The organism is Wolbachia endosymbiont of Mansonella perstans (genome assembly GCF_020278605.1).
Taxonomy (GTDB): domain Bacteria; phylum Pseudomonadota; class Alphaproteobacteria; order Rickettsiales; family Anaplasmataceae; genus Wolbachia.
In genome coordinates, this window is sequence record NZ_JACZHU010000033.1 from 1 (window position 1) to 10,092 (window position 10,092).

11 protein-coding genes and 1 tRNA gene are annotated in these 10,092 nt (G+C 35.2%); 6 read left to right on the forward strand and 6 right to left on the reverse strand.

The window, feature by feature from the left end; genetic code table 11:
- Positions 1–364 (reverse strand): glutamate--cysteine ligase (locus IHO13_RS02710; protein ID WP_225538163.1); only part of this gene is annotated, 364 nt, incomplete at its 3' end.
- 114 nt (positions 365–478) lie between these two features.
- Here IHO13_RS02710 and hslV point away from each other — a divergent pair.
- Together hslV and hslU are read left to right on the forward strand one after the other, a co-directional pair.
- A complete protein-coding gene (gene hslV / locus IHO13_RS02715; protein ID WP_225538164.1) occupies positions 479–1,033 on the forward strand; it encodes an ATP-dependent protease subunit HslV in 555 nt (184 codons plus the stop codon).
- A gap of 1 nt (position 1,034) precedes the next feature.
- Positions 1,035–2,525, forward strand: coding sequence for an ATP-dependent protease ATPase subunit HslU (gene hslU, locus IHO13_RS02720; RefSeq protein WP_225538165.1), 1,491 nt, complete (start codon positions 1,035–1,037; stop codon positions 2,523–2,525).
- Positions 2,526–3,439: 914 nt separating this feature from the next.
- On the opposite strand, the gene IHO13_RS02725 is transcribed toward hslU, so the two are convergent.
- The 4 genes from IHO13_RS02725 to IHO13_RS02740 form a co-directional block, all read right to left on the reverse strand.
- Positions 3,440–4,927 (reverse strand): DegQ family serine endoprotease, encoded by a 1,488-nt coding sequence (locus IHO13_RS02725; RefSeq protein WP_225538166.1) that lies wholly within the window; start codon positions 4,925–4,927, stop codon positions 3,440–3,442.
- Positions 4,928–4,930: 3 nt separating this feature from the next.
- Positions 4,931–5,803 carry a protease modulator HflC gene (hflC, locus tag IHO13_RS02730; RefSeq protein WP_225538167.1) on the reverse strand — a complete coding sequence of 291 codons (873 nt, stop codon included), beginning with the start codon at positions 5,801–5,803 and terminating at the stop codon, positions 4,931–4,933.
- Between the two features lie 2 nt (positions 5,804–5,805).
- Positions 5,806–6,840 (reverse strand): FtsH protease activity modulator HflK, encoded by a 1,035-nt coding sequence (gene hflK / locus IHO13_RS02735; protein ID WP_225538168.1) that lies wholly within the window; start codon positions 6,838–6,840, stop codon positions 5,806–5,808.
- A gap of 74 nt (positions 6,841–6,914) precedes the next feature.
- Positions 6,915–7,094 (reverse strand): hypothetical protein, encoded by a 180-nt coding sequence (locus IHO13_RS02740; RefSeq protein ID WP_225538169.1) that lies wholly within the window; start codon positions 7,092–7,094, stop codon positions 6,915–6,917.
- A gap of 185 nt (positions 7,095–7,279) precedes the next feature.
- On the opposite strand from IHO13_RS02740, the gene IHO13_RS02745 reads away from it, so the two are divergent.
- The 4 genes from IHO13_RS02745 (at position 7,280) to IHO13_RS02760 (ending at position 9,533) form a co-directional block, all read left to right on the forward strand.
- Positions 7,280–8,422 (forward strand): actin-bundling T4SS effector WalE1 family protein, encoded by a 1,143-nt coding sequence (locus IHO13_RS02745; RefSeq protein WP_458695360.1) that lies wholly within the window; start codon positions 7,280–7,282, stop codon positions 8,420–8,422.
- Positions 8,423–8,538: 116 nt separating this feature from the next.
- Entirely contained in the window at positions 8,539–8,874 is a 336-nt protein-coding gene (gene cutA, locus IHO13_RS02750) for a divalent-cation tolerance protein CutA (protein ID WP_225538171.1), read from the forward strand.
- A tRNA-Gln gene (locus IHO13_RS02755) sits at positions 8,865–8,939 on the forward strand. Before cutA ends, IHO13_RS02755 begins: the two co-directional genes overlap by 10 nt.
- Positions 8,940–9,074: 135 nt before the next feature.
- Positions 9,075–9,533 carry a hypothetical protein gene (locus IHO13_RS02760; RefSeq protein ID WP_225538172.1) on the forward strand — a complete coding sequence of 153 codons (459 nt, stop codon included), beginning with the start codon at positions 9,075–9,077 and terminating at the stop codon, positions 9,531–9,533.
- Positions 9,534–9,885: 352 nt separating this feature from the next.
- Here the strand turns inward: IHO13_RS02760 and IHO13_RS02765 are convergent.
- A partial coding sequence (locus tag IHO13_RS02765) for a hypothetical protein (protein ID WP_225538173.1) occupies positions 9,886–10,092 on the reverse strand: 207 nt, incomplete at its 5' end.

Sequence of the window (10,092 nt, forward strand, 5' to 3'; positions counted from 1 at the left end):
TATATGTTTCGTTTTGAAAGAGGCCAATTCTAATTTCAAAACCTGCGAGTTGTAGTATTTTTTCTATGGCAAATACGTTCTCTATATACATTTTATTTCGCGTGTAGTTCTCTGGTATTATGAGAATTTTTTTATGTTGTTTTTCTTTAAAATAGCTCTTCATTAGTTCTGCCGCCGTTGCTTTTGATACCTCACTTAGATTGTTGAACCCTGCAGGAAACAAATTAGCGTCTATAGGGGCGATTTTGTAACCGGAGTTTCTGAGGTCTATGGAGCTATAAAACGGCAATGTGAGGCCATTAAACTTCTTCTCAAACCAACTATTTAAACTTTTTTTTAATTTTGGATGAATTATATTTTGCATCTGCGCTTTTAATGTTATAAGGAAGGTATTATATTATAAGCTATAATTAAACATATTTGGCAAATTTGATTGGAGATTAAAGTATAATGAAATTACCATTTGAAGTGACAGAAAATGATTCAACGTGACAGCAGTAAAATGTATGGAACTACCATACTGTCAATTAGAAGAGACAAAAGTGTAGTAGTAATAGGCGATGGGCAGGTTTCACTGGGCCACACTGTTATAAAATCCGGAGCAAAAAAAGTCAGACGCCTTTCTGGTGATTCTGCAATTGCCGGTTTTGCAGGGGCAACAGCTGATGCATTTACTCTTTTTGAAAGGCTTGAATCTAAACTTGATAGGCATCCAGGACAATTAATGAGAGCATGCGTTGAACTTGCAAAAGATTGGAGAATGGATAAATACTTAAGAAAATTGGAAGCTATGATGATTGTTGCAGATAAATCTATTTCATTAGTGATTACAGGAACAGGTGATGTTCTTGAACCTGAAGATGGGATCGCAGCTATTGGTTCTGGGGGAAGTTTTGCTCTATCCGCAGCAAGAGCTTTAATTGATGTAAAAGGAATATCAATAGAGGAGATTGGAAAAAGAGCTATGAGAATAGCAGCTGATATATGTGTTTATACAAATCATAATGTAGTTATTGAAAAGATAGAGGGATAGTATGTCTTCTGAACAAAAAATTTTATGCACTAATTTCTCCAATCAGCCCGTGAGGTTTTCAGAAGGGCAGTTTTATGGTAGTGATACCTACAATAAGAGAAATGACCTCTATAAAGATGCTAAAAATGGCTGTGATTCAAATAACAACAACGCTCAAGTTAATAGCAGTACACAAGTCTTATTGGACGATCTACCGCCACAAAAGATAGTTAAGGAGTTGGATAGGTTCATAATTGGACAGAATGATGCAAAGCGTGCTGTCGCTATTGCACTCAGGAATCGTTGGCGTCGCAATAAAGTTCCTCTTCCTTTACGTGATGAAATCATACCTAAAAATATACTGATGATTGGCCATACAGGGATTGGGAAAACAGAAATAGCTCGTCGCTTAGCAAAGCTTGCAGGTGCACCATTCATAAAAGTTGAAGCAACGAAATTTACCGAAATAGGATATGTCGGGCGTGATGTTGACTCGATAATACGTGATTTAGTTGATGCAGCAATAGTTTTAGTTAAAGAGAAAGCTCGCAAAGCTCTAGCTAAAAAAGCTTTGAATTTAGCTGAGAGGATAATAATCAATTCTATGGTCGGTGAAGATGCAACCGAAGAGAGTAAAAGAGTTTTCAGAGAAAAATTGAGGAATAAAGAGTTTGAAGATGGGGAAGTTTCCATTAATGTCAGAGAAAGTAAGAGTATGCTACCAGCTTTTGATATACCAGGCATGCCAGGTGGGCAAGTTGGCGTGGTGAACGTCACAGAATTAGTGGGCAAGATGTTTAATGGGGGCAAAAAAACAAAACCCATTACAGTTAAGGTAAAAGAAGCTCGAGAAATATTGATTAACGAAGAAAGTGAGAAGTTAATGGATGAAGATAAGATAATCAAAGAAGCGATTGATCTTGTTAGCAATGAAGGCATAGTATTTTTGGATGAAATAGATAAAATTGCAGCACGTACAGAAGTAAAAGGTGAAGTAAATAGAGAAGGAGTACAACGTGATTTATTACCACTGCTTGAAGGAACAACTGTTTCAACTAAGTACGGCCACGTGAAGACAGACCATATATTATTTATTGCATCTGGTGCCTTTCATTTATCTAAACCGTCTGACCTTTTGCCAGAATTGCAGGGTAGGTTACCTATCAGAGTAGAGCTTAAGGCACTTACTCAAGAGGATTTAATAAGAATATTGAAGGAACCTGAGTCTAGTTTGTTGAAGCAGTATATAGCTTTAATGAAAACAGAAAATGTAATGCTTGAGTTCACTGTTGATGGCATTGAAACTATAGCTGAAATAGCGTTTACAGTTAATAGGCAAGTGGAAAATATAGGTGCAAGAAGGCTCCATACTATTATGGAGAAACTTTTAGATGAAATAAGTTTTATTGCTACTGAGAAGAGTGGTGAAAAATTTGTTGTAGATGGCAAGTATGTAAAAGATAAACTTGAATCAATTTCGAAACAGCTGGATTTATCTAAGTTTATACTTTAAATAAAGCGTACTGACACTTTTTTTATATGATTGTAATATGAACATGTCAATAGAACAAGGAATACGCTAGCACAAAACGCCCAAGGCACACCAAATGATAAAGAGTGTAGTGTTGCACTAAACTCTGATAGTAATTGCAATATTAGAATAGTAGGAAGTAAACAAAATCGTAAGGATTTAGAGAAAAGCACAGATGTTAAAGTCAAACTTGGTGGTAAGGAATTAAGTCTTGTTGATTCTATAAAAGAGCTAGAACAATAAAACGAGTTTAGTGAGCCAAGAATGGAAGAAGCTACATTGTGCTTCTTGCGTACCTAATACTAATTTCACCACACAGAAAGCGGACAGACGAGAGTAGAAGAAAGTTACAGCGTCGTCCGATAGAGACGAAAAAATCGCTTGACAACCTCCGCCGTCATCCTTATTCACAGTATTGAAGCTATTGTTTATCTTCAGTCCGTACAGATTAAACAACAAAAAAAACCAATGTACTTGGCGTACTGTTGTTTAATTCTTGCACTATGTGCACTTCGTGCCTTTATAAACTTTCAAGGTTTTTACCTAGTATAAGCTAAAATGCGTTTGTTAAAGCGTTTAAGACAATAAAAAAATGCCAATTTAAAAGATAGATAGTGAATAACTAGCTAACGGGGTTTCTTTTGCCTTTTTTCTCATTTGACAAATTTCTTAAATATTTATTGATAAAGTAGTATTATGGATCCCAGTGTCAGCCTACTTGGATGACAAGAAATGGAGCTATTGGGATCATAAAGCGAAGTGAGATTCCAGCTGTGTAGCTGGAATAACGGTAGGCTAGTTTTTCATGTAGTAGGTCGGTTTTAACTTAGGCTAAAGTATTACAGCGGCAAACTTATAATGTTGCTATTTTATGAATTTGGAAATGATTTATGAAATTACTTTTTTAGTTTTATTGAAGTAAAAAGCTGATTTCCGTTGCGATAAATAAGCAACATTATTGCTTTTTCTTTATCCCTCTCTTTTGCTAAATTTATTTGATTTTGGAAGCCTTCAACGTTTTCTATATAAGTTCCATTCACCTGCATAATAATGTCTCCTTTTTTGATACTACGCAACGTAACATTCTTGTTAACGTTTATGTTGGTAACTAATACACCTTTTGTGGGCGTGCCATTTTTACTCTCTTTTGACTCTCGTGGTAGATTTGAAACGGTTAACCCAGCTATATAATCGGATGTTGACCCATTTTCTCCCTGGTTATTAACTTGGCTGTCACTTGCAGATTCTCCGATAACGATCTTAACATTAACTTCTTTGCCACTTCTCAGTAACTTAATTTGTACTTTTTTCTCAGGTTCAGTTCTTGAAATCATTTGAGATAGTTGTGTCATTCTCTCAATTTTTTTGCCATCAAATTCTAGTAGTATATCACCTACTTTAATACCACCTTTCTCTGCTGGACTGTTCTTTACTATATCTGCAACTAATACACCTTTTGTATCTTTTAAACCCAAAGACTCTGCAAATTCTCTTGTTATAGGCTGAACTTGCACGCCAAGCCAACCGTGTTTTATCTTCTTGCCGCTTTTTAGTGCGTCAATGATTGATACAGCTAGATTAGACGGTATGGCAAAGCCTATACCTACGTTACCGCCAGACTCAGATGGAGAATAGATAGCAGTGTTAATACCTATAACTTTTCCATTTAAATCAAATAGTGGTCCCCCAGAGTTGCCTTTATTGATTGCAGCGTCAGTTTGAATAAATTCATTCATGGTACCAATACTGATGTCTCTGGATCTTGCAGATATAATTCCTGTGCTTACAGAGCCACCCAACCCAAATGGATTACCTATTGCCATGACCGTATCACCAACCCTTGCTTTATCAGAGTCACCAAATGCTACAAAAGAAAGGTCTTTGTCAGCTTTGATCTGAAGTACAGCAAGATCAGTTTTTGTGTCATAGCCTAAAACTTCTGCTTTGAAATAAGTATTATCGTTCATAGTAACTGTGATATCTTGAGCGTTTTTAATAACATGATAATTGGTTACGATAGTTCCACTTTTGTCTATAATAAATCCAGACCCAAGCAGCACTACCTCTCTATTGGTACTTGGGCCCCTATCCATAAAAAATTGATCAAAATGCTCGAAAAACTCTCTGAAATCATCAAAAAAATTATTTCTTAATATAAAAGGGAGTCTAGTTCGATTGTTACTTTCTTGTTTTATAATTTGTTCGCTTGAGATATTTACAACTGCAGGAATAAGCTCTTCTACCAGATCAGCGAATCCTTGATTACAGTTGCATACAGAAGTGTTAGTACCCGGAATCCTTTTTGTACTCCAGTCAAACATGTTAGCGTACGAGGAGAACGAAATCAAAAAACATGTAAATATAGATAAAACCTTACTTCTCATAAACTATTTCCATCCCTTGTTCAAAATATCTAAGAAATTATTATTTGGCGAAAGTATGAATTTAGTGTTATTTCCAGCGAATGATTTACTGTAAGCACTCATAGAGCGGTAAAAATTAAAAAACTCTTCATCAACCTTAAACGCCTCATTATAAATTCTGGTTGCTTCAGCATAACCACGACCCCTTATTTCGTGGGCTTCTTTTATTGCACTAGCAATAATTTCTCTTTTTTGTTTATCAGCTTTTGATTTAACTTCCTGTCCAGCTTGCTCACCTTCTGCTCTGATTTCTTTTGCTTCTTTTGCTCTTTCAGTTTGCATACGAAGGAATATTGCAGAGCTATTTTCTTCTGGTAAATCTGCTCTCTTAATTCTTACATCTATTATTTCTATACCAAATTTTCTAGCTTCAGAATAAACTCCGCGCTGGATTAATTGCATAACTTCTGATCTCTTTTCATTTAACAAGCTAATTAATGAAAATTTTACTATGTTTTCCCTTATGTGAGCTTCTATGATTGGATATAGTCTTCTGACTAATCCTGATTCGCTTCTCACAGCTTGGTAAAAAGTGATAGGATCCACTATTTTGTATTTTGCGTAGGCATCTACTATGATGCGTTTTTGGTCCGCAGTTATTACTTCTCTTGGAGTTTTATCAGGGCTTAAATCTAAAACTCTCTTATCAAGAAATTCTACGTTATTTATAAATGGTAGCTTAAAATATAAACCGCTTTCCTTAATATCTCTTACCACTCTACCCAATTGTATAACTATTGCTTGCTTCGTTTCTTGCACCACAAACATTGAATTGGGTAAAGCGATCAATAGAATGACGAATATAGAAATAAAAGCAATTTTAATGTTACTATGCATAACTATTTTTCCAAATTTGTAAGAGGTGAATAAAAAAACATACTTTTCAGATCATCAGTTACAACAAATTTATCTACTTTACTGAAAATATTTTCCATAGTTTCGAGATAAATACGATTTTTGACAAGAGAAGGATTTTGCTTATATTCTTCATAAAGAGACAAAAAGCGATTTGCATTACCTTTTGCTTCATTTATTATTTCGCTCTCATATGCTTCTGCATCTAGTTTTATTTTTATTGCTTCACCTTTTGCTCGAGGTATAATATCATTACTGTAAGCATACGCTTCGTTTATAGTACGCTCTTTATCTGCACGAGCACTTTGCACATCTCTAAATGAGCTAATTACTTTTTCTGGTGGGTCAATTTTTTTCATTTGGACAGATAAAATTTCTATGCCCATTTGGTATCCATCAAGAATCTGTTGCAGTAAAGTTCTAGTATCTGTAGGGATTTCTTGTCTGCCTTGACCAAGTGCAAAAGAGATCGTATTTTTACCTATTATCTCTCTCATAGCACTCTCTGCAGCATTTTTAACACTAAAACCAGGTGTGTAATCCCGCACTTTGAATAAGTAATCCTTAGCATCTCTGACGCGCCACTGGACCTCAAAGTTAACGTTGACTATGTTCTCATCTCCAGTGAGCATCACACCTTCACCGCGGTCTATGTCTCGCCCATAGGAACTGCTTACCCCAATTTCTTCACGATTTACTTCCTTGACGTTCACTTTAAAGACCTTGCCAATAGGGTAAGGAAAGTGATAGCGCAAGCCAGGTGTTTCTGTGTTAGAATATTTGCCAAAAGTAAGCTCTATTCCTTCTTCACTTGGATGGACAATATAGAAGCCAGTACAAGCATAGAAGAACAAAATAACAAAAATAATTAAATAAGGTTTTTTGCCACTGTTTCTTGTTAGGACGTTAAAAAAGTACCTTATTTCGGATATAATTTTACTTAAAATATCCTCATTATTAGGAGTTTTATTCCTTACTGGTTTCTTTCCAAGATTCCAAGGATTATTCTCATCAAACATAGTGATTAATTCTATAACTAATACGCTAATGTTACTTCTTTAGTAGAAAAATGCAAGACTATTTTATTTACGAATTAATTATCAGATTGGAGGACATGATCATACACTTCCTTTTCTCTATGTAATATGATTGACTCTATGGAATTTTCTGGTTTTCTTTTGAATCCCTTGTTGTCGTTTTTGAGGTGAACTATGTCTTCGTGAGAACCACTATAATCTTTTAATAATAGAATCGCTAAAATTACAGCAGTCAATAAAAAAAACAATCTTTTTCTATACCTCGTACAGTTCCAGCACCTTCCTCAGTCTCTTCATCCTTGTTGTACCAGCATCAAGCAAAATTATTCGGAGGTAAATGAACATTATCAGTTAAGTTAACACTAATTTAAGAATTGGGGATGTACAATATAAATATATTTAATTAATAGTGGGGTTTAAAATGTCAAATCACGAAACAGATTTAAATCTTAGACAAAGTTCCACTTTTATGGAAACTTTGCAGGATAAACTGAAAGATATAAAGAATTTCTCTAACTGGTCTGCAAAAGAACAAATGGTTGCAGTAACTGCAGTAGGCATGATATTTGGTACATTGCTTCCAGTTGTGACGGTTGCTTTACCAGTTGCTGCAGCAGGTGCAGCAGTTGCTCTTACTCTATTTCTTGCTGTGAAATCAGTTGAATACGCATTCAAAGGGCTCAAATGGTCAGCAGAGAAGACATGGAAAGGGGCAAAGTGTGTTGGAAGCAAAATTAAAGATGATTATGAACATTCAGTAGATTCACTGAAGAGAGGTGCTAAAAATGCAGCAGATCGTCTTGGTAGTTCCTTAAAAGAATTTGCTCATAGTGGTGAACACCCAATGAAATCTGAATTTGTACAAAAATTACTTGAACAAAAAGGGATGAAAAGGGTGGTTAACATACTAACTGAGATTGTTAAAGAAGGTGGTACTGCTGTAAAGGTAGGAAAGCTTGCAGATGAAGAACAAAAGGAGTTGAAAAAAATACTTACAAAGAGCACTCTTGATGCAAAAGAGTTTCAATTTGTTATTAACATTTTCTCTGAGCATAAGGATGAAATTAAGAGGGTTATTAGAGAATACAAATTTGATCAATCTGTGAAGCGTAACAATGCAAAAGATAAAGAAGAAAGAAGAGCTAGTAAATTTTCATTATTCTCTTCACTGAGAAGAAAAAGTCCTAAACAGTCTGACAACCTGCCAAGTCATGTAACTAACAGTACTAATGTGCTTGAGAAGGTTGTTTCACCAAAGGTGCCTGGAAGTCCTTTTCTGAACTCTTTAGAGAGTTATGATAGTGGAAGAGATTCACTTAATTCTTCTGGTTCTTCTACCCCAACAAAAAGTCCTTCCGTTAACTTGAATCCCTTTGGCAGTATTGATAGTAGCGATTTACCTGCTCCTCTTATACCAGAAAAACTAAGCCTTTCTATGAAAGATGTCGAAGGCGGTAATCCTCAAGCAAAATTGAGAAAAACAGATTCTCCATACAAATCGGAACAACCTTCTACACAAATGAGTGTAGTTGACCCACAATCTACACTGGTGAAAAGTGTATAGTAAACAAAACTACCACTCCTCGCAAGGACGTTACTCAATGAGTAACGTCCTTTCTATTTTCTCTTGATGAATAAATCTAAGTAAAGTATAGTAGCAATGCGTTTATGTAGATTCTAATGAGTGGTTTGGTTTTGATTTATACAACTTTTGCAAGTTTCAAGGAGGCTAAAACTGTTTCTGAAGAATTGTTAAACGAGAAATCAATTACATGCGTAAACATATTTCCCAAGGTGAATTCTCTTTATTTATGGGAAGGTAAAATTAATAGTAGTTATGAAATAGTAGCAATTATGAAAAGCAGAAACGATCAAGCTGATAAAGTTGTAGAAAAAATCGAAGCAATGCATTCTTATGATCAACCTGCTGTTGTAATAATACCTATAGAAAAGACAAATAAGTCTTTTGCTAATTGGGTTAATAATGTTATTGATGTAAGCAGTATTGGGGTGTAGCCAAGCGGTAAGGCAGCGGTTTTTGATACCGCCATGCGAAGGTTCGAATCCTTCCATCCCAGCCATGTTGAAGAGGATGTGAAATGATATCACTTTTCTATAGATTAAGGTTATTAAGTTATATACTGGGCAACTTAAAGGACATAGTTGTCAAGCTATTCCTTCTTATAATATATCTTTATGCATCCAGTGTTACGTTCATGTTTCTCAGCAATGGCTTTTGGTATGCTGTAGAATTTGGTTCTTTTAAAAATGCATTTAACCATTTGTTTGAATGTTGCAAGTGGTATTATGATAACAAAGATGACCTCAATTATGGAGTTTATTTTAGGATATTGGTAGCGTTTCTTACTCCGCATTTTCTCTATAGATTACTTCTTAGTGTTGGCTGGAAATCTTTTTTAAAGAAAAGGATAACACAGATACTCAGGTTCATGATCAAAGGCAAAAGGGGCAGTAAAGCAAATGGTAGTAGTTATAACTATAGCAGCAAAAATAGCTACAGCAGTAGCAATCATTATGGTTATAATGATGAGCGCCATGCTCAAGAAAGGCGAAAAGTAGCTATGATAAGGCAGCTGTTAGTCAAGGATATAGAGGAAACCATAGATAAAAGACTAAATGACATCTTTTTCGGTGAAAGAAGCAAGTCTCACTAAAAAAGTTTTATCTAGTTGAATTGGCTGTATTTTGTTTTTTACATATATCCGGGTCATAATCAGCCATTATACATGTGTACACAAAATCTTGACTAAAATCTGATAATCAGGAAATTGCTTTCTGTTTTTCCACCAAGCTTTGTGTTTTTTTACAGTTGCTTATTGCATTAAATACTGCCTGCCCTATTATTGATTTCCACAGTATATGATACTATTGTATGTCATCTAGCATACTATCTACTTCGTAGTGGTGAAAAATTCTTTGAAATTGAAGTTGTTTGACATGATGTACATCCTTAATTTAGGTTAAAAATTTGGACTTGAAGTAGGGGATTGAAATTTTGTGCGAACGTTAGGCGCCACTCTCTCTTGTCATTCCAATACCCTGTACTTCTATGATGTCATCCAAGTAGCCTTTTTTGTCATCCAAGTGCGTGACGCTGGAATCTAGGCGAAAAAAGCTAATGTCAGCTACTGGGATGACAAAGGAGATGTCGCCCCAACATCTCCTTTTCCTGTCATCCAAGTGACTTTTTTTGTCATTCCAGTACTTGATACT